This window comes from Pseudomonas sp. MS646 (assembly GCF_036693845.1).
In the GTDB taxonomy this organism is placed as follows: domain Bacteria; phylum Pseudomonadota; class Gammaproteobacteria; order Pseudomonadales; family Pseudomonadaceae; genus Aquipseudomonas; species Aquipseudomonas chlororaphis_E.
On sequence record NZ_CP144763.1, the window covers coordinates 999,754 to 1,018,196 of the forward strand.

Annotated in this window: 19 protein-coding genes; 8 read left to right on the forward strand and 11 right to left on the reverse strand. The window is 63.3% G+C overall.

The annotated features are described in order from the left end of the window. Window positions 1-49: 49 nt before the first annotated feature. From V3H56_RS04205 to tldD, 3 genes are all read left to right on the forward strand, one after another. The gene (locus V3H56_RS04205; protein WP_042730608.1) at window positions 50-3,853 is read left to right on the forward strand and encodes a YhdP family protein; all 3,804 of its coding nucleotides are present in this window, start codon (window positions 50-52) and stop codon (window positions 3,851-3,853) included. Between the two features lie 140 nt (window positions 3,854-3,993). After that, a complete protein-coding gene (locus tag V3H56_RS04210; protein WP_042730607.1) occupies window positions 3,994-4,857 on the forward strand; it encodes a carbon-nitrogen hydrolase family protein in 864 nt (287 codons plus the stop codon). A gap of 5 nt (window positions 4,858-4,862) precedes the next feature. Then, window positions 4,863-6,305, forward strand: a complete 1,443-nt coding sequence (gene tldD / locus V3H56_RS04215; protein ID WP_042730606.1) for a metalloprotease TldD — start codon at window positions 4,863-4,865, stop codon at window positions 6,303-6,305. 167 nt (window positions 6,306-6,472) lie between these two features. Here tldD and yjgA read toward each other — a convergent pair whose 3' ends face one another. Continuing rightward, window positions 6,473-6,997 carry a ribosome biogenesis factor YjgA gene (gene yjgA / locus V3H56_RS04220; RefSeq protein ID WP_042729892.1) on the reverse strand — a complete coding sequence of 175 codons (525 nt, stop codon included), beginning with the start codon at window positions 6,995-6,997 and terminating at the stop codon, window positions 6,473-6,475. Between the two features lie 107 nt (window positions 6,998-7,104). Here yjgA and pmbA point away from each other — a divergent pair, with 107 nt between their 5' ends. From pmbA to V3H56_RS04245, 5 genes are all read left to right on the forward strand, one after another. After that, entirely contained in the window at window positions 7,105-8,451 is a 1,347-nt protein-coding gene (pmbA, locus tag V3H56_RS04225) for a metalloprotease PmbA (protein WP_042729891.1), read from the forward strand. 131 nt (window positions 8,452-8,582) lie between these two features. Then, window positions 8,583-8,978, forward strand: a complete 396-nt coding sequence (locus V3H56_RS04230) for a hypothetical protein (RefSeq protein WP_042729890.1) — start codon at window positions 8,583-8,585, stop codon at window positions 8,976-8,978. After that, window positions 8,971-10,347 carry a class II fumarate hydratase gene (locus V3H56_RS04235; protein ID WP_123578226.1) on the forward strand — a complete coding sequence of 459 codons (1,377 nt, stop codon included), beginning with the start codon at window positions 8,971-8,973 and terminating at the stop codon, window positions 10,345-10,347. Before V3H56_RS04230 ends, V3H56_RS04235 begins: the two co-directional genes overlap by 8 nt. Window positions 10,348-10,373: 26 nt before the next feature. Beyond that, window positions 10,374-10,814, forward strand: a complete 441-nt coding sequence (locus V3H56_RS04240) for a hypothetical protein (protein WP_338474250.1) — start codon at window positions 10,374-10,376, stop codon at window positions 10,812-10,814. Between the two features lie 2 nt (window positions 10,815-10,816). Further along, entirely contained in the window at window positions 10,817-11,449 is a 633-nt protein-coding gene (locus V3H56_RS04245; protein WP_338474251.1) for a superoxide dismutase, read from the forward strand. Here V3H56_RS04245 and V3H56_RS04250 read toward each other — a convergent pair. From V3H56_RS04250 to V3H56_RS04295, 10 genes are all read right to left on the reverse strand, one after another. Beyond that, complete coding sequence (locus V3H56_RS04250) at window positions 11,428-11,703, reverse strand: HPr family phosphocarrier protein (protein ID WP_042729886.1); 276 nt, start codon at window positions 11,701-11,703, stop codon at window positions 11,428-11,430. The genes V3H56_RS04245 and V3H56_RS04250 overlap by 22 nt on opposite strands. Before the next feature lie 15 nt (window positions 11,704-11,718). Continuing rightward, window positions 11,719-12,576: an RNase adapter RapZ gene (rapZ, locus tag V3H56_RS04255; RefSeq protein WP_042729885.1), complete on the reverse strand. Its 858-nt coding sequence runs from the start codon at window positions 12,574-12,576 to the stop codon at window positions 11,719-11,721. 2 nt (window positions 12,577-12,578) lie between these two features. Beyond that, window positions 12,579-13,043, reverse strand: a complete 465-nt coding sequence (gene ptsN / locus V3H56_RS04260; protein ID WP_042729884.1) for a PTS IIA-like nitrogen regulatory protein PtsN — start codon at window positions 13,041-13,043, stop codon at window positions 12,579-12,581. A gap of 12 nt (window positions 13,044-13,055) precedes the next feature. Next, window positions 13,056-13,364, reverse strand: coding sequence for a ribosome-associated translation inhibitor RaiA (raiA, locus tag V3H56_RS04265; protein WP_003178005.1), 309 nt, complete (start codon window positions 13,362-13,364; stop codon window positions 13,056-13,058). A gap of 76 nt (window positions 13,365-13,440) precedes the next feature. Then, on the reverse strand, window positions 13,441-14,934 hold the full coding sequence (locus V3H56_RS04270) for an RNA polymerase factor sigma-54 (protein ID WP_042729883.1): 1,494 nt from the start codon (window positions 14,932-14,934) through the stop codon (window positions 13,441-13,443). 164 nt (window positions 14,935-15,098) lie between these two features. Further along, window positions 15,099-15,824, reverse strand: coding sequence for an LPS export ABC transporter ATP-binding protein (lptB, locus tag V3H56_RS04275; RefSeq protein ID WP_018614004.1), 726 nt, complete (start codon window positions 15,822-15,824; stop codon window positions 15,099-15,101). Continuing rightward, complete coding sequence (gene lptA, locus V3H56_RS04280) at window positions 15,824-16,369, reverse strand: lipopolysaccharide transport periplasmic protein LptA (protein ID WP_042729882.1); 546 nt, start codon at window positions 16,367-16,369, stop codon at window positions 15,824-15,826. Before lptA ends, lptB begins: the two co-directional genes overlap by 1 nt. Beyond that, on the reverse strand, window positions 16,356-16,925 hold the full coding sequence (lptC, locus tag V3H56_RS04285; protein WP_042729881.1) for an LPS export ABC transporter periplasmic protein LptC: 570 nt from the start codon (window positions 16,923-16,925) through the stop codon (window positions 16,356-16,358). The genes lptA and lptC overlap by 14 nt, the downstream gene beginning before the upstream one ends. Window positions 16,926-16,932: 7 nt before the next feature. After that, complete coding sequence (locus V3H56_RS04290; RefSeq protein ID WP_042729880.1) at window positions 16,933-17,457, reverse strand: HAD family hydrolase; 525 nt, start codon at window positions 17,455-17,457, stop codon at window positions 16,933-16,935. Beyond that, window positions 17,458-18,432, reverse strand: coding sequence for a KpsF/GutQ family sugar-phosphate isomerase (locus tag V3H56_RS04295; RefSeq protein ID WP_042729879.1), 975 nt, complete (start codon window positions 18,430-18,432; stop codon window positions 17,458-17,460). Between the last annotated feature and the right edge of the window lie 11 nt (window positions 18,433-18,443).

Consider the following 18,443-nt stretch of genomic DNA (forward strand, 5'->3'; position numbering starts at 1 on the left):
AGCGGAGAGTCCGCCGTTTTGATCATTTTTTGCCGGGGAGGCCACTGACATGGAGCGTCTGATACGCTTTTTGGCTGCGCTGACCCGCTGGGGGCTGGGCCTGTGTGCATTGCTGCTGGTGCTGGTGGCGTTGTACGTCAGCCTGGGGCGCGAGCTGGTGCCGCTGGTGGCCGAGTACCGTGCCGAGGTCGAGGACCGGGCCGGCCAGGCCCTGGGCCTGCCCGTGCACATCGGCAGCCTCGACGGTAGCTGGAGCGCACTGGCGCCGATCCTGGCCGCGCGCGATGTGGTGGTCGGCGAGGGGCCCAATGCCCTGCACCTGGATCAAGTGCGTGCGGTGCCAGACCTGTGGGCGAGCCTGATGGCGCGCCAGGTGCGTCTTGCTCACCTGGAGCTCAGCGGCCTGAAGATCAGCCTCAAGGAAGGCGCCGACGGCAAATGGGCCCTGGAAGGCCTGCCGGTGCAGGACGACCAGCCTCTCGACCCGCAGCAATTGCTGGAGCGCATGCAGGTGGTGGCCAAGCTGTCGCTGCTCGACAGCCAGGTCACCCTGCAACCCCTCGAACAATCCCCCCTGACCTTGACCTACGTCGGCCTGAGCCTGCGCACGGGCGCGACGCGCCAGCGGCTCGACGCACGCCTGACCCTGCCCGACGGCCAACCCGTGGCAATCAACCTGCGCACCCGGATCCGCGCCAGCGATTGGAAGAATGGCGCGGCCGACGCCTACCTGAGCCTGCCGCAGAGTGACTGGTCCAAGTGGTTGCCCAAGCGCCTGACCGGGCAATGGAATGTCGCCCGGCTCCAGGCCGGCGGCGAATTCTGGCTCAGTTGGGGCGCCGGCACCGTGCAGAGCGCGGCCATGCGCCTGAACGCGCCGCAACTGCAGGGCGGCTATGCCGAGCGCAAGCCGGTGCAGATCCACAACCTGGCCCTCAACGGGTATTTCCAGCGCGGCGACCAAGGGTTCACCGCGACGTTCGATTCCCTGGCGATGAACCTGGGCGAGACCCGTTGGGAGTCGCGCCTGCAATTGCAGCAGAGCAACGCCACCGGACAGGCTGAAGAGCGCTGGCATGTGCAGGCCGATCGCCTCGACCTGACCCCGCTGACCCCGTTGCTCAATGCCCTGGCGCCATTGCCCGAAGGCGTCGCCACGGTCATCGACCGGCTCAAGGTGACCGGCAGCCTGCGCAACGTGCTGCTGGACTACCGGCCGCAGAACACCGGCGACCAGAAGATCAGCTTTGCCACCAACCTCGACACCGTCGGCTTTGATGCCTACCACGGTGCTCCGGCCGCGCGAAACGTCTCGGGCAGCCTCAGCGGCGACCTGGGCGGCGGCGAGCTGCGCATGGACAGCAAGGATTTTTCCCTGCACCTGGACCCGATCTTCGCCAAGCCCTGGCAATACCTGCAAGCCAATGCCCGGTTGACCTGGAAGCTGGACAAGCAAGGCTTCACCCTGATCGCGCCGTACCTGAAGGTACTGGGCGAGGAGGGCCGGATTGCCGGCGATTTCCTGATCCGCCTGCACTTCGACCACAGCCAGGAAGACTACATGGACCTGCGGGTCGGCCTGGTGGACGGTGACGGCCGCTACACCGGCAAGTACTTGCCTGCCGTCCTCAGCCCGGCACTGGATGAATGGCTGCGTACCGCCATCGTCAAGGGCGCGGTGGACCAGGGGTTCTTCCAGTACCAAGGCTCGCTGAACCACGGTGCCGAGGACGCGGCGCGCAGCATCAGCCTGTTCTTCAAGGTGCATGATGCCGAGCTGGCATTCCAGCCGGGCTGGCCGTCGGTCAGCAAGGTCAGCGGTGATGTCTTCGTCGAGGACAGCGGCGTACGCGTCTATGCCAGCCAGGGGCAATTGCTCGACACCCAGGTCAAGGATGTCTCGGTGAACATTCCCCACGTTCCCAGTGGGCAGAGCTCCCACCTGTTGCTGGACGGCGGGTTCACTGGCGGGTTGGGGGACGGACTGAAGATTCTCCAGACGGCGCCAATCGGCACGGCCGAGACGTTCGCCGGGTGGGAAGGCGAGGGCGATCTGCAAGGCAGCGTGAAACTCGACATCCCGCTGGTCAAGGGCGAACAGCCGAAGATCCTGGTGGACTTCGCCACCGACAAGGCCCGGCTCAAGCTCAGCGAGCCGGCGCTGGAGCTGACCCAGCTCAAGGGTGATTTCCGCTTCGACAGCAACAAGGGCCTGAGTGGCAAGGGCATCAGTGCCCGGGCGTTCGACCGGCCCGTGACGGCACAGATCTTTGCCGAGGGCCGTGCCGGCGAACTCAATACCCGGGTCACGGCGTCTGGCCAGGTGGAGGTCAAGAAGCTTGCCAGTTGGCTGGATGTCACCCAACCGTTGCCGGTATCCGGCGTGGTGCCTTACCAGTTGCAGGTGGTCCTCGACGGCGCCGACAGCCAGTTGTCGGTCAATTCCAACCTCAAGGGCGTGGCGGTGGACCTGCCGGCACCTTTCGGCATGGCGGCCGATGTCGGGCGCGATACGTCGTTTCGCATGACCCTGCAAGGGCCGGAGCGGCGTTATTGGGCAACCTATGGCGACCTGGCCCGTTTCGCTTACGCCGCGCCAAGCGGGAAACTGGCCGACGGTCGCGGTGAATTGCTGCTGGGCACGGGCGACGCGGTGTTGCCGGGCGCCAAGGGCCTGCGCCTGCGCGGGACGCTGTCGGAGCTGGATGTCAGTCCCTGGCAGGAGCTGGTGACCCGATACGCTGGACAAGACCCGGGCGGCAGCGCCAAGCAACTGCTCAACAGCGTCGACCTGAACGTCGGCAAGCTGACGGCGATGGGCACCACCCTGGACCAGGCCTCGGTGCAACTCGACCGCAAGCCGGACGCCTGGGGCTTGCGCCTCGCCAGCCAACAGGCCAAGGGCAATGTCACGCTCCCGGATGCCAAGGGGGCGCCGATTGGCATCGCGATGGATTATGTTCGCTTGCCGCCGGTGGACCCGACGGTCCAGGCGGATGAGAACGCCCCGGATCCGCTGGCCTCGGTCGATCCGACCAAGGTCCCGGCCATGGATATCGCCATCGACCAGCTGTTCCAGGGCCCTGACCTCATCGGCGCCTGGTCGCTGAAAGTGCGCCCGACCGCCAAGGGCATTTCCCTGAACAACCTGGACATGGGCCTGCGGGGCATGGTCTTGAATGGCAGCGGCGGCTGGGAAGGCGTGCCCGGTGCCACCAACAGTTGGTACAAGGGGCGCATCAGCGGCAAGAACCTGGCCGATGTGCTCAAGGGTTGGGGCTTTGCGCCGAGCGTGACCAGCCAGGAGTTCCACCTGGATGTGGATGGCCGCTGGCCCGGTTCGCCGGCGTGGGTCGCCACCAAGCGCTTTTCCGGTAGCCTCGATGCGTCACTGAGCAAAGGGCAGTTCGTCGAAGTCGAAGGCAGTGCCCAGGCGTTGCGGGTTTTTGGCCTGTTGAACTTCAACTCCATCGGTCGACGCCTGCGCCTGGACTTCTCCGACCTGTTCGGCAAGGGCCTGAGCTACGATCGGGTCAAGGGCCTGCTGGTGGCGAGCGATGGCGTCTACGTGACCCGCGAGCCGATTACCCTGACAGGACCGTCAAGCAACCTGGAGCTCAACGGCACGTTGGACATGGTGGCTGACCGGGTCGATGCCAAGCTGCTGGTGACCCTGCCGGTGACCAACAACCTGCCGATCGCCGCGCTGATCGTGGGCGCACCGGCGGTGGGTGGGGCGCTGTTCCTGATCGACAAGTTGATCGGTGACCGCGTGGCCCGTTTCGCCAGCGTAAGATACGACGTCAAGGGGCCGTGGAAAGAGCCGAAGATCACGTTCGACAAGCCGTTCTGACAGACGATGCGATAACCCCTGTGGGAGCGGGCTCGCTCGCGAAAGCGCCGGCACAATCAACATTGATGTGACAGGCACACCGCTTTCGCGAGCAAGCCCGCTCCCACAGGGGGAAGGATGCAGACAATGAGGAAAGCACCATGCCAATCGCCGTGATTCAAATGGTCAGCCAGAGCGACGTGCTCGCCAATCTGGCGCGGGCCCATGTGCTGTTGGAGCAGGCAGCTGCCAGTGGCGCAAGGCTGGCGGTGCTGCCCGAGAATTTCGCGGCCATGGGGCGGCGGGACGTGGCCGACATCGGCCGTGCCGAGGCCATTGGTCAGGGGCCGATCCTGCCCTGGTTGAAACAGGTCGCCCGCGACCTCAGGTTATGGATTGTCGCAGGCACGTTGCCGTTGCCGCCGGCGGGCCGGCCCGAGGCCAAGGCCCACGCCTGTTCGTTGCTGGTCGACGATCAGGGTGAGATCGTGGCGCGCTATGACAAGCTGCACCTGTTCGATGTGGACGTGGCGGACAATCGCGGTCGCTACCGTGAGTCTGACGACTATGCTTATGGCGGCCAGGTGGTGGTCGCCGATACCCCGGTGGGCCGGGTGGGATTGACGGTCTGCTACGACTTGCGCTTCCCGGAGCTTTACAGCGAGCTGCGGGCGGCCGGGGCCGAGCTGATCACGGCGCCCTCGGCGTTTACCGCGGTGACGGGCGAGGCCCATTGGGAGGTGCTGATTCGCGCCCGGGCCATCGAGACCCAGTGCTATGTGCTGGCGGCCGCCCAGGGCGGCGTGCACCCTGGGCCCCGGGAAACCTTTGGCCATGCCGCGATTGTCGACCCGTGGGGGCGCGTGCTGGCGCAACAGGATCAAGGCGAGGCCGTGCTGGTGGCCGAGCGCGACAGCAGCGAACAGGCGTCCATCCGGGCGCGCATGCCGGTGGCCAGCCATCGGCGCTTTTTCTCGCAGGGCGCTCGACAGCGGCCTGTCCAAGACGACGAATTCAAGGCGTAGAACATATGAGCGGGTTGTTGTCCTCAGTCAGTGAACACCTTCTAGCCCCCGGTGGCGTGACCCTCGAAAGCCTGCAAGGCGTGCTGGGCGATCTGGCCGGCCCGGGCATCGATGCGGCCGACCTGTATTTCCAGGGCCAGATTTCCGAGTCCTGGTCGCTGGAAGACGGCATCGTCAAGGAAGGCAGCTTCAACCTTGACCAGGGCGTGGGCGTGCGTGCCCAGTCCGGGGAAAAGACCGGTTTTGCCTACAGCAATGCCATCACCCTCGAGGCCTTGGGCGCCGCGGCCCGTGCCGCCCGCTCGATTTCCCGGGCCGGACAGAACGGCACGGTCCAGGCCTTCAGCAGCCAGGACGTGGCGCAGCTGTACGCACCGGACAACCCGCTGGAAGTCATGACGCGCGCCGAAAAGGTCGAGTTGCTCAAGCGCATCGACGTTGCCACCCGCGCCCTCGATCCACGCATCCAACAGGTGTCGGTGAGCATGGCCGGGGTTTGGGAGCGGATCCTGGTGGCCTCCACCGACGGCGGCCTGGCGGCGGACGTGCGGCCGCTGGTGCGTTTCAACGTCAGCGTGATCGTCGAGCAGAACGGCCGCCGCGAGCGGGGCGGCCATGGCGGTGGCGGGCGCACCGACTATCGTTACTTCCTCAACGAGGACCGCGCCATGGGCTATGCCCGCGAGGCGCTGCGCCAGGCACTGGTCAACCTGGAGGCCATTGCGGCCCCGGCGGGAACCCTGCCGGTGGTGCTGGGCTCCGGTTGGTCCGGCGTGCTGCTGCACGAAGCGGTGGGCCACGGCCTGGAAGGCGACTTCAACCGCAAAGGCAGTTCGGCCTACAGCGGTCGCATGGGCGAAAAGGTCGCCTCGACACTCTGCACCATTGTCGATGACGGCACCCTTGCCGGACGTCGCGGGTCCCTGAGCGTCGACGACGAAGGCACCCCGACCGAGTGCACCACGCTGATCGAAAACGGCGTGCTCAAGGGGTACATGCAAGACAAGCTCAACGCCCGCCTGATGGGCGTCGCCCGTACCGGCAACGGTCGCCGCGAGTCCTACGCGCACCTGCCGATGCCGCGCATGACCAACACCTACATGCTGGGCGGCCAGAGCGATCCGGCGGAAATCATCGCTTCGGTGAAAAAAGGCATCTACTGCGCCAACCTCGGCGGTGGCCAGGTGGACATCACCAGCGGCAAGTTCGTGTTCTCCACCAGCGAGGCGTACCTGATCGAAGACGGCAAGATCACCGCGCCGGTCAAGGGCGCGACCCTGATCGGCAACGGGCCGGAGGCGATGAGCAAGGTGTCGATGGTCGGTAACGACCTGTCGCTGGACAGCGGCGTGGGGACGTGCGGCAAGGATGGGCAATCGGTGCCGGTGGGCGTTGGCCAGCCGACGCTGAAGATCGATGCGATCACCGTGGGTGGCACCGGTGCGTGAAATGCGCCAAGGCTTGTGTAACTCATTGTGGCGAGGGAGCTTGCTCCCGTTGGGCTACGCAGTAGCCCCAATGCGGTCGCTACGCCCGAGGCGTCGTACCGACCGAGCGGGAGCAAGCTCCCTCGCCACAACAAAGGCAACTCCCAAAGGGGAGTGGGCGTGAGCGATCAGCGCAAACCGCGTTGGGTCTCGTCCAGCTCACGGATGTACTTGAAGATTTTACGGCTCGAGGCCGGCGGCTTGTTCTGCGCCACCTCGTGCTGGGCCTGACGGATCAGGGAGCGCAGTTGCTGGCGATCGGCCTCCGGGTAGTCGATGACGAATTTTTCCAGGGTGCCGTCGTCGCCTGCGATCAAGCGATCGCGCCAGCGCTCCAGGTTGTGGAAACGTTCGTTGTATTGCCGGGTGGAAGCATCGAGTTGATCGAGCAGCACCAGGATGGCGTCAGTGTCCTGGTCGCGCATCAGTTTGCCGATGAATTGCAGGTGCCGTTTACGCGCGATGTTCGCGGTGTGCTTGGGCGCATCGGCCAGGGCCCGGCGCAAGGCGTCGGTCAGGGGCAGTTTGGCCAGCAAGTCAGGCTTGAGTGTTGTCAGGCGCTCGCCGAGGTCAACCAGAGCATGCAGCTCGCGTTTGACCTGGGATTTGCTTTTTTCGCCCCCGTAGAGGGCGTCGTCGTAAGAATCAACCATGGTGGCAGTCCGCAAAGAAACGCCGCCATGATAACCAGTCGGGGGCCGCTTGTCCGGCCCGGTCGCTCGAAGGCCTAACCGAAAGCCGAATTTGATGGAGAAAACCAATGAGTGCAGTTCAGAGCGTCGGCCCGCAAGCATTGCCGGCACTGCAGGAGCAGGTCGAGCAGATCCTCGCCGAGGCCAAGCGCCAGGGTGCCAGCGCGTGTGAAGTGGCGGTGTCGCTGGAGCAGGGCTTGTCGACGTCGGTACGCCAGCGCGAGGTGGAAACCGTCGAGTTCAATCGCGACCAGGGTTTTGGCATCACGTTGTACGTCGGCCAGCGCAAGGGTTCGGCCAGCACCTCGGCCAGCGGCCCGGACGCCATTCGCGAAACCGTCGCCGCCGCGCTGGCGATTGCCAAGCACACGTCCGAAGACGAAGCCTCGGGGCTGGCCGACGCCGCGCTGATGTGCAAGGAGGCGCGCGACTTTGACCTGTTCCACGCCTGGGACATCACGCCCGAACAAGCCATCGAGCAGGCGCTGCGCTGCGAAGCGGCGGCGTTCGATGCCGACGCGCGAATCAAGAATGCCGACGGCACGACGCTCAATACCCACCAGGGGTGCCGGGTCTATGGCAACAGCCACGGCTTCATCGGCGGCTATGCTTCGACGCGCCACAGCCTCAGTTGCGTCATGATCGCCGAGGCGAACGGCCAGATGCAGCGCGATTACTGGTACGACGTGAACCGCCAGGGCACATTACTGGCGGACCCGCTGAGCATCGGCCAGAAAGCCGCGCAGCGGGCGGCCAGCCGTCTCGGCGCACGGCCGGTCCCCACCTGTGAAGTGCCGGTGCTGTTTTCCGCCGAGCTGGCCGGAGGGCTGTTCGGCAGCTTCCTGTCGGCGGTGTCCGGCGGCAACCTGTACCGCAAGTCGTCGTTCCTCGAGGGCGCCCTGGGCCAGAAACTGTTCCCAGAATGGATGACCATCGATGAACGCCCACACCTGATGCAGGCCATGGGCAGTTCCGCGTTCGACGGCGATGGCCTGGCGACCTATGCCAAGCCGTTCGTGGAGAACGGTGAACTGGTGTCCTACATCCTCGGCACCTATTCGGGCCGCAAGCTCGGCATGCCGAGCACCGCCAACGCGGGTGGCGTGCACAACCTGTTCGTGACCCATGGCGAGGAAGACCAGGCGGCGTTGCTGCGGCGGATGGGCCGCGGCTTGCTGGTGACCGAACTGATGGGCCATGGCCTGAACATGGTGACCGGTGATTACTCGCGCGGCGCGGCGGGTTTCTGGGTCGAGAATGGCGAGATCCAGTTCCCGGTCCAGGAAGTGACCATTGCCGGCAACCTGCGTGACATGTTCAAGCAGATTGTCGCCGTGGGTAATGATTTGGAGCTGCGCAGTAATATCCGCACCGGTTCGGTGCTGATCGAACGAATGATGGTGGCGGGCAGCTGATCGCCAGGGCAATGAAAAAAGCGCGTTCTCCCTGACGGGGGGGACGCGCTTTTTTTATGTCCGTGGACTTCTCTTGTGTTGAGTTTGATTGTCATTTAATAATGACTCTCATTTTCCGAATGAGCCCGGTCATGAGTTCTGCACTGCACGAGCCACCCTACCTCGAAAGCTGGCGCTGGATGAGTCGCCAGATCCGTTGCGCAATGGACCCGGACGAGCCGCGGCTCATCGAGCACTACCTGGCCGAAGGTCGTTACCTGGCCTGCTGCACCGTCACTTCGCCGTGGATGATTGGCGAAACCGCATTCCGCCTGCTGCTCGACACCGCTTCGGATGTCGCGTTGCCCTGGCACTGGCGAACCCTCTGCCTCGACCAGGCGTGGCGCCCCCTGCGTGACCTCGAACGACAATCCCTGTGCGGCTGCCGCCTGAAGCGTTGGCAGGCGCATGCCTGGGCGCTGGCGACCTGCGCCCTGGAGCCGTCGATCCCTCTTATTGAACTGGTGCAAGGATCTTCCGATGAGTAATACCCGTATCGAACGCGACAGCATGGGCGAGCTTCAGGTCCCGGAGGCGGCCCTCTACGGTGCGCAAACCCAGCGTGCGGTGGATAACTTCCCCATCAGCGGCCAGCGTATGCCCGCGCAATTCATTCGCGCGCTGATCCTGGCCAAGGCCGCCGCCGCCCGGGCCAATGTCGAGCTGGGGCAGATCAGCGCGGCCCAGGGCAAGGCGATCGTGGAGGCCACCCAGGGTTTGCTCGAAGACGACTTCATGGCGCATTTCCCGGTGGACATCTTCCAGACCGGCTCCGGCACCAGCTCCAACATGAACGCCAACGAAGTGCTCGCCACCCTCGCCAGCCGGTTGCTGGGCGAGCCGATCAACCCCAACGACCACGTCAATTGCGGGCAGAGCAGCAACGACATCATTCCCACCAGCATTCATGTCAGCGCCGCGCTGGCCCTGCACGAACAATTGCTGCCGGCGTTGCTGCACCTGGTGCAGGTGATCGAGCACAAGGCCGTGCAGGTCCACCCGTTCATCAAGACCGGCCGTACCCACCTGATGGATGCCATGCCGGTGCGCTTGAGCCAGGTGCTCGAGGGTTGGGCGCAGCAACTCAAGGCCAACATCGGTCACCTGCAGGACTTGCTGCCGAGCCTGCAAGCGCTGGCCCAGGGCGGTACGGCGGTGGGTACCGGGGTCAATGCCCATCCGCGTTTCGCCGAGCTGTTCAGCCAGCAACTGACGCAATTGACCGGGGTGCAATTCACTCCAGGCAAGCACCTGTTCGCGCTGATCGGTTCCCAGGACACTGCCGTCGCGGTGTCCGGCCAACTCAAGACCACCGCGGTGTCGCTGATGAAAATCGCCAACGACCTGCGCTGGATGAATTCCGGGCCGTTGGCTGGCCTGGGCGAGATCGAGCTCGAAGGCCTGCAGCCGGGCTCGTCGATCATGCCCGGCAAGGTCAACCCGGTGATCCCCGAAGCCACGGCGATGGTGGCAGCCCAGGTCATCGGCAACGACACGGTGATCACCGTCGCCGGTCAGTCCGGTAATTTCGAACTGAACGTGATGTTGCCGATCATCGCCCAGAACCTGTTGAGCAGCATTGCCCTGATGTCCACCGCCAGCCGTTTGCTGGCGGACAAGGCCATCGCCACGTTCAAGGTCAACGAAGCCCGGCTCAAGGATGCGTTGTCGCGCAATCCGATCCTGGTTACCGCCTTGAACCCGATCATCGGTTACCAGAAGGCCGCTGAAATCGCCAAGACGGCCTACCGGCAAGGCCGCCCGGTCATCGATGTCGCCCTGGAATACACCCATCTGAGCCGTAGCGAACTCGAGGTTCTGCTGGACCCCGAGAAGCTCACCGCTGGCGGCGTTTAACCCGACACACCTGTGGAGGATTGATCATGGAACACTGGAAACGAACGATCGAACGCGCCAATCGCTGGTTCAGGCTGGGCGAGTGGGGGGATGCCCGGGAAGCCTATCTGCAGGCACTGGCCTTGGCCCAGGTGTTGTTCGAGCGCTGGCCGGACGCCGATGAAGCCGTGGCTGCCTGTGTCGTTTCCCATCACAACCTGGCGGACCTGCACTTGTGCCTGAACCAGCCGGAGGAGAGCGTCGAGTACCTGTGCGCCATTCACCAACGCCTGTTGCAAACCATGCAGGACGAACGCCTGACACCGGCCCTGCGTGCAGCGGCGCTGCGCCAGAGCCACAAGACCTACGTCGAACTGCTGAATTTCATCAGCGAGCACGGCGAATACCCTCGCACCCAACGCCTGCTGCACTGCGATGCCGCCTCATCGCGGCCGTGCAATGCCCCGGTTCATTACGGAGTTCATTGAAAATGGCTTTTACCTTGCCTGCATTGCCCTACGCCTACGACGCCCTGGAGCCGCACATCGATGCGCAGACCATGGAAATCCACTACACCAAGCATCACCAGACCTACATCAACAACCTCAACGCTGCGGTTGAGGGCACCGAATACGCCAGCTGGCCCGTCGAGAAACTGGTTTCCAGTGTGGCGCAATTGCCCCAGGACCTGAAAGCCGCTGTGATCAACCAGGGCGGTGGCCATGCCAACCATTCGTTGTTCTGGGAGGTGATGAGTTCCCAGGGGGGAGGGCGGCCGGAAGGCGCCTTGGCCGAAGCGATCGAAACGCAACTGGGTGGCCTGGAGCGTTTCAAGGAAGCCTTCACCAAGGCCGCGCTCACCCGCTTCGGCAGTGGCTGGGCCTGGCTGAGCGTGACACCGCAAAATACCCTGGTGGTGGAAAGCAGCGGTAACCAGGACAGCCCGCTGATGAATGGCAATACGCCGATCCTGGGGCTGGACGTGTGGGAGCACGCCTACTACCTGCGCTACCAGAACCGTCGGCCCGAATACATCAGCGCGTTCTACAACGTGATCAACTGGCCAGAAGTGGCGCGGCGCTACGAGGCCGCGCTAGGCGCTTATTCGCCTTCGTCGAAATAGTTGTTGATCAAGGCCACCAGGGCATCCATCGCTTCCTGCGCCTCTTCGCCTTCGGTGGCCAGGTGGATCTTGGTGCCCTTGCCGGCAGCGAGCATCATCATGGCCATGATGCTCTTGCCGTCGATCATGGTTTCAGGCGTCCGACCGACGCGGATAGTCGTGTCCTTGAACCGGCCTGCCACGCCAACGAATTTGGCTGAAGCCCGGGCGTGCAGCCCCAGCTTGTTGATGATTTCTATTTCCTGAGCAGGCATCGCGATGTGAATCCTTTAACTGAGGTCGCGGTGGCGAACCTGGACATTCTTCAGGGATTGTTGCAGGAGCTGACCCAGGCGTTCGGTCAGGTAGACGGAGCGGTGATGGCCGCCCGTGCAGCCAATGGCAATCGTGACGTAGGCACGGTTGCTGGCGGCAAAGCGGGGCAGCCACTTGAGCAGGTAGCTGGAAATATCCTGGTACATCTCTTCGACATCCGGCTGTGCGGCCAGGTAGTCGATTACCGGTTGGTCGAGCCCGGACTGCTCGCGCAACTCCGGTTTCCAATAAGGGTTGGGCAGGCAGCGCACGTCGAACACCAGGTCGGCGTCCACGGGCATGCCACGTTTGAACCCGAACGACTCCACCAGGAACGCCGTACCTGGCTCCGGCTGGTTCAGCAGGCGCAACTTGATGGTGTCGCGCAGCTGATACAGGTTCAGGTTCGTGGTATTGACCTTCAGGTCCGCCAGGTCGGCAATCGGCCCCAGCAGTTGGCTCTCATCCTCGATGGCTTCGGCCAGGGAGCGATTGGCGTTGCTCAGCGGGTGGCGCCGGCGGGTTTCGGAAAACCGCTTGAGCAGTGTTTCTTCATCAGCATCCAGGTACAAGACATCGCACTGGATGTGCCGGCTGCGCACTTCCTCGAGCAGGGCCGGGAAACGCGACAGGTGGCTAGGCAGGTTGCGCGCGTCGATGGACACCGCCACCAAAGGCTGCGCCAGCTCGGTATGGATCATCGCGCGCTCGGCCAGCTCCGGCAGCAAGCCGGCGGGCAGGTTGTCTATGCAGTAGTAGCCGCTGTCCTCAAGCACATTGAGGGCCGTGCTTTTACCGGAGCCGGAGCGACCACTGACGATGATCATGCGCATGTTTAATGACCGTTCTGCTCGTCCAGGACAACCTGATACAAGGCTTGGTTAGTCGGTGCGCTGCGCAATTTTTCGCGCACTTCCTTGCGGTCCAGCATGCTGGCGATCTGGCGCAGCAGCTCAAGATGCGCATCGGTCGCCGCTTCCGGGACCAGCAGTACGAACAGCAGGTCGACCGGTGCGCCGTCAATGGCGTCGAAATCGATGGCGGCTTCAAGGTGCAGCAACGCGCTGATGGGCGAGGTGCATCCCTTGAGGCGGCAGTGAGGAATGGCGATGCCGTTGCCAAAACCGGTGGAGCCGAGTTTTTCACGGGCAACGAGGGCCTCGAAGACGTCCTGCATTTCCAGATCCGGCACTTCGCGGTGGATCAGGTTGGCGATTTGTTCGAGGGCTTTCTTTTTACTGCCGCCCGGCGCGTTCACCAGGGAACGGCCGGGGGTCAGGATGGTTTCTAGTCGGATCATGGATTGGGGGGGTTAACGACCGGTAGCGCCCTGGAGGAGGCTCTGGGTCTTTTCCTTATGCTTTTTGAGTTGGCGATCCAGCTTGTCGGTCAGCAGGTCAATCGCGGCATACATGTCTGTGTGCTCCGCATTGGCAACCACCTCTCCGCCGGGAATATGCAACGTGGCTTCGATTTTCTGCAGCAGCTTCTCGACGTTCATCGTGACTTGCACATTGGTGATCTTGTCGAAATGCCTTTCCAATCGGTCGAGTTTTTCGCCGATATAGGTGCGCAGGGGTTCGGTCACTTCCAGTTGGTGTCCACTGATGTTGACTTGCATACAGCTTCTCCTTCGTTGCCAGTGCATAAAGCGGCAGGCAGAAATGCCTGCCACTGGAACGCTGTGGCGTGGCCTGTTACATCAACCGCTTGCGTTCGCTCGAAGGTGCGATCCCGAGGGATTCGCGGTACTTGGCGACGGTACGGCGGGCCACCTGAATGCCTTGTGCCTCCAGTAAACCAGCGATCTTGCTGTCACTCAACGGCTTTTTCTGATTTTCCGCAGCCACCAGTTTCTTGATGATTGCGCGGATGGCCGTGGACGAGCATTCGCCGCCTTCGGAGGTGCTGACATGGCTGGAGAAAAAGTATTTCAATTCATAGATGCCCCGTGGGGTATGCATGAATTTCTGGGTGGTCACCCGGGAAATCGTCGACTCGTGCATGCCCACTGCCTCGGCAATGTCATGCAGGACCAACGGTTTCATCGCTTCGTCGCCGTACTCCAAGAAGCCGCGCTGATGCTCGACGATCTGGGTGGCCACTTTCATCAGGGTTTCGTTGCGACTCTGCAGGCTCTTGATGAACCAGCGCGCTTCCTGCAACTGGTTGCGCATGAAGGTGTTGTCGGCGCTGGTGTCGGCGCGCCTGACGAAGCCGGCGTACTGGGCGTTGACCCGCAGCTTGGGCACCGACTCCTGGTTCAGCTCGACCAGCCAGCGATCGTTGTGCTTGCGCACGATGACGTCGGGCACCACGTATTCGGGTTCGGTGGATTCGATCTGCGAGCCGGGGCGCGGGTTGAGGCTCTGCACCAGTTCGATGACCTGGCGCAGTTCGTCTTCCTTGAGCTTCATGCGGCGCATCAACTGGCTGTAGTCGCGGCCGCCCAGCAAGTCGATGTAGTCGGTGACCAGTCGCTTGGCTTCGGTCAGCCAGGGTGTCTTGGCCGGCAACTGACGCAGTTGCAGCAGCAGGCATTCGCCCAGGTTGCGGGCGCCGATGCCGGCCGGCTCGAACTGTTGGATCCGGTGGAGAACGGCCTCGATCTCGTCCAGCTCGATGTCGAGCTCGGGGTCGAAGGCTTCCAGGATTTCTTCCAGGGTCTCGTCCAGGTAGCCCTGGTTGTTGATGCAGTCGATCAGGGTGACGGCGATCAGGCGATCGGTGTCGGACATCGGCGCCAGGTTCAACTGCCACAGCAAGTGGCTTTGCAGGCTTTCGCCGGCGGAGGTGCGGGTGGTGAAGTCCCACTCGTCGTCATCGCTGCTCGGCAGGCTGCTGGCGCTGGTCTGGTAGACGTCTTCCCAGGCCGTGTCCACGGGCAGGTCGTTGGGAATGCGTTCGTTCCATTCGCCGTCCTCGAGGTTGTCCACCGTCGGGGCGGCTTCCTGGTAGGACGGTTCGGGGATCTCGGTGTTGGTCTTCTGCTCGACGTTGTCGGCCAGCGGGTCGGTGTTGTCGAAGTCGTCGCCTTCTTCCTGGCGTTCGAGCATCGGATTGGACTCCAGGGCCTCCTGGATTTCCTGTTGCAGGTCCAGGGTCGACAATTGGAGCAGGCGGATGGCCTGTTGCAGCTGCGGCGTCATCGTCAGCTGCTGGCCCATTCTCAAGACTAGCGATGGTTTCATGGCAGGGGCTTAACACCTTATTCGCCGGCGCACATGCGCCATCCACTACAGGGCGCCGAAGCGCCAAACTTAAGCAAATTATATGCCTGAAACTGAAGTGTTTGCCTAGGGCATCACCATAATAAAATCAGCAATGCCCGCGGCGATTCGCCAGACACTCGTGCTTACAGGCGGAACTCATGGCCCAGGTACACTTCCTTGACCAGGTCGTTGGCCAGGATGGCGGCGGAGTCGCCTTCGGCGATCAGCTGGCCGTCATTGACGATATAGGCGGTCTCGCAGATATCCAGGGTCTCGCGCACGTTGTGGTCGGTGATGAGCACGCCGATGCCCTTGGCCTTGAGGTGGTGGATGATCTGCTTGATGTCGCCCACCGAGATCGGGTCCACGCCGGCGAAGGGTTCGTCGAGCAGGATGAACTTCGGTGCGGTGGCCAGGGCCCGGGCGATTTCCACCCGGCGCCGTTCACCACCGGACAGGCTCATGCCCAGGTTGTCGCGAATGTGGCTGATATGGAATTCCTGCAGCAGGCTTTCCAGTTCCTGGCGACGACCGGCCTTGTCGAGTTCCTTGCGGGTCTCGAGGATCGCCATGATGTTGTCGGCGACCGACAGCTTGCGGAAGATCGACGCTTCTTGCGGCAAGTAGCCGATACCGGCCTTGGCCCGGCCGTGCATCGGCTGGTGGCTGACATCCAGGTCGTCGATCAGTACGCGACCCTGGTCGGCCTGGACCAGGCCGACGATCATGTAGAAGCAGGTGGTCTTGCCCGCGCCGTTGGGGCCGAGCAGGCCGACGATCTGGCCGCTGTCGATGGACAGGCTGACATCACGCACGACTTGACGGCTCTTGTAGCTCTTGGCCAAGTGCTGAGCTTTCAGAGTTGCCATTACTGGGCCTTCTGGTCGGTTTTCTTTTTAGGCTGGATCACCATGTCGATCCGTGGGCGCTGCTCGGTCACCTTGCTGCCGGTGGCGCGACCGGCGCTGGCCAGTTTCTTGTTGGTGTCGTAGACGATCTTCTCGCCCTGGGTGACGTTGTTGTCCTTGTCGACGACCTTGGCGCGGTCGATCAGAACGACGCGGTCCTGGGAGGCGTGGTACTGGATGGTCACGCCATAGCCCTGCACGGGCTTGGTGTCGCCGGCGGTCTGCAACTGCTCGAAGTAGGCCAGGTTGCCGACCGAGGTCACCACGTCGATGTCGCCGGACTGGGTGCGCGTGATGGTCACGGTGTTGCCGGTCACTTTCATCGAGCCCTGGGTGATGATCACATCGCCCTTGTAGGTGGCTACGCCGTTCTTGTCGTCCAATTGGGCGTCGTCGGCCTGGATGCGGATAGGCTGGTCGCGGTCGTTGGGAAGAGCCCAGGCGCTCGCGCTTCCCAGTGCTGCGCCCAGACTGAGCAAAATAGGGAGGGTTTTAGCGAGCTTCATACTGTCCTCTTACGTTCGATAGCAGGTGTATCCTGCTTTCCTTCAAATACGCCTTCATTCCCGTGCCGGTCGATACACCCCCGGCGCCGTCGATTCTAACGGGTTGCTCGGTCTGCGCATATTGTTGCTGCGGGAACACCGTCATGCGTGTGCTGGTGATGATGGTCGTGCGGTTCTTCTCGTCGGTCCGGGCCACGCGCACCGAGTCGATCAACTCCACTTCGGTGCCGCCGGAATTGACTTCGGCGCGCTTGCTCTGCACGTGCCACGGAAACTCGGTGCCGCGGAACATGTTCAGGTCCGGCGTGGTGACCAGCGTAATGTCGGTTGCCTTGACGTGGTCGACCTTGTCGGCCGTCATTTCGTACTGCACTTTTCCGTCGGGCAGGTATTGCAGGGTGTGGGTGTTGGTCGCATACCAGTCGATCTTTTCCTCGACCACCGGCGCGGGCTGGTCGAGAAACCGTTCCGGGCTGATGTTCCAGTAGCCCACCGCCGCGAAAATCGCCGCGATACAGGCAAACACCACGATGGTGCGAATCTTCTTGCTCAGCATAATTGGCTCACAGGTACGCGGCGTTGGCCGCTTCGAGGCGGCCCTGGGCGCGCAGGATCAGTTCACAGAATTCGCGGGCCGCGCCTTCGCCGCCGCGCGCCGTGGTCACACCGTGGGCGTGCTCGCGTACGAAGCCGGCCGCATTGGCCACGGCCATGCCCAGGCCGACGCGGCGGATCACCGGCAGGTCCGGCAGGTCGTCACCGAGGTAGGCCACCTGTTCATAGCTTAGGTTGAGTTGGCCCAGAAGTTCGTCGAGGACGACGAGTTTGTCCTCGCGCCCCTGGTAAAGGTGCGGGATGCCGAGGTTCTTGGCGCGCCGTTCGACCACCGGGGTCTTGCGGCCGCTGATGATCGCGGTCTGCACGCCGGCGGCCATCAGCATCTTGATGCCCTGGCCGTCGAGGGTATTGAAGGTCTTGAACTCGCTGCCGTCCTCGAGGAAATACAGGCGACCGTCGGTCAGTACGCCGTCCACATCGAATACCGCCAGCTTGATGGCCTTGCCGCGTTGCAACAGGTCTGTGCTCATTTACATGACTCCCGCACGCAGCAGATCGTGCATGTTCAGGGCGCCCACCGGACGGTCTTCGTCGTCGACGACCACCAGGGCGTTGATCTTGTGGTCTTCCATGATCTTCAGGGCCTCGGCGGCGAGCATCTCGGCGCGGGCGGTCTTGCCGTGGGGCGTCATCACCTGGTCGATGGTGGCGCTGTGGATGTCGATGGTGCGGTCCAGGGTGCGGCGCAGGTCGCCGTCGGTGAAGATCCCGGCCAGCTTGCCGTCGGCTTCCAGGACCACCGTCATGCCCAGGCCCTTGCGGGTCATCTCCATCAGGGCATCCTTGAGCAAGGTGCCGCGCTGCACCTGCGGCAACTCCTGGCCGGCGTGCATCACGTCGTCGACCTTCAGCAGCAGGCGACGGCCGAGGGCGCCGCCGGGGTGGGAGAAGGCGAAGTCTTCGGCGGTGAAACCCCGGGCTTCCAGCAGGGCCACGGCCAGGGCATCGCCCATGACCAGCGCGGCGGTAGTGGATGAGGTCGGTGCCAGGTTCAGCGGGCAGGCTTCGTGCTCGACATGCACGTTAAGGTTCACGTCGGCGGCCTTGGCCAGGGGCGAGTCGGGGTTGCCGGTGAGGCTGATCAACTGGATGCCCAGGCGCTTGATCAACGGCAGCAGCGTGACGATTTCATTGGTGGAGCCGGAGTTGGACAGGGCGAGGATGACGTCATCCCGGGTGATCATGCCCATGTCGCCGTGGCTGGCTTCGGCCGGGTGAACGAAAAATGCCGTGGTGCCGGTGCTGGCCAGCGTGGCGGCAATCTTGTTGCCGATGTGCCCGGACTTGCCCATGCCGACCACGACCACGCGGCCCTTGCTGGCCAGAATCATCTCGCAGGCGCGTACGAAATCAGCGTCGATATGGGGCAGCAAGCCTTGTACGGCTTCGAGCTCGAGGCGGATGGTACGTTGTGCCGATTGAATCAGGTCGCTGGATTGGCTCATGTCAGAAATCG

Coding starts and splice junctions, on each gene's coding strand:
- V3H56_RS04205 (WP_042730608.1), top strand. CDS start 50: ATGGAGCGTCTGATACGCTTTTTGGCTGCGCTGACCCGCTGGGGGCTG.
- V3H56_RS04210 (WP_042730607.1), top strand. CDS start 3,994: ATGCCAATCGCCGTGATTCAAATGGTCAGCCAGAGCGACGTGCTCGCC.
- tldD (WP_042730606.1), top strand. CDS start 4,863: ATGAGCGGGTTGTTGTCCTCAGTCAGTGAACACCTTCTAGCCCCCGGT.
- yjgA (WP_042729892.1), bottom strand. CDS start 6,997: ATGGTTGATTCTTACGACGACGCCCTCTACGGGGGCGAAAAAAGCAAA.
- pmbA (WP_042729891.1), top strand. CDS start 7,105: ATGAGTGCAGTTCAGAGCGTCGGCCCGCAAGCATTGCCGGCACTGCAG.
- V3H56_RS04230 (WP_042729890.1), top strand. CDS start 8,583: ATGAGTTCTGCACTGCACGAGCCACCCTACCTCGAAAGCTGGCGCTGG.
- V3H56_RS04235 (WP_123578226.1), top strand. CDS start 8,971: ATGAGTAATACCCGTATCGAACGCGACAGCATGGGCGAGCTTCAGGTC.
- V3H56_RS04240 (WP_338474250.1), top strand. CDS start 10,374: ATGGAACACTGGAAACGAACGATCGAACGCGCCAATCGCTGGTTCAGG.
- V3H56_RS04245 (WP_338474251.1), top strand. CDS start 10,817: ATGGCTTTTACCTTGCCTGCATTGCCCTACGCCTACGACGCCCTGGAG.
- V3H56_RS04250 (WP_042729886.1), bottom strand. CDS start 11,703: ATGCCTGCTCAGGAAATAGAAATCATCAACAAGCTGGGGCTGCACGCC.
- rapZ (WP_042729885.1), bottom strand. CDS start 12,576: ATGCGCATGATCATCGTCAGTGGTCGCTCCGGCTCCGGTAAAAGCACG.
- ptsN (WP_042729884.1), bottom strand. CDS start 13,043: ATGATCCGACTAGAAACCATCCTGACCCCCGGCCGTTCCCTGGTGAAC.
- raiA (WP_003178005.1), bottom strand. CDS start 13,364: ATGCAAGTCAACATCAGTGGACACCAACTGGAAGTGACCGAACCCCTG.
- V3H56_RS04270 (WP_042729883.1), bottom strand. CDS start 14,934: ATGAAACCATCGCTAGTCTTGAGAATGGGCCAGCAGCTGACGATGACG.
- lptB (WP_018614004.1), bottom strand. CDS start 15,824: ATGGCAACTCTGAAAGCTCAGCACTTGGCCAAGAGCTACAAGAGCCGT.
- lptA (WP_042729882.1), bottom strand. CDS start 16,369: ATGAAGCTCGCTAAAACCCTCCCTATTTTGCTCAGTCTGGGCGCAGCA.
- lptC (WP_042729881.1), bottom strand. CDS start 16,925: ATGCTGAGCAAGAAGATTCGCACCATCGTGGTGTTTGCCTGTATCGCG.
- V3H56_RS04290 (WP_042729880.1), bottom strand. CDS start 17,457: ATGAGCACAGACCTGTTGCAACGCGGCAAGGCCATCAAGCTGGCGGTA.
- V3H56_RS04295 (WP_042729879.1), bottom strand. CDS start 18,432: ATGAGCCAATCCAGCGACCTGATTCAATCGGCACAACGTACCATCCGC.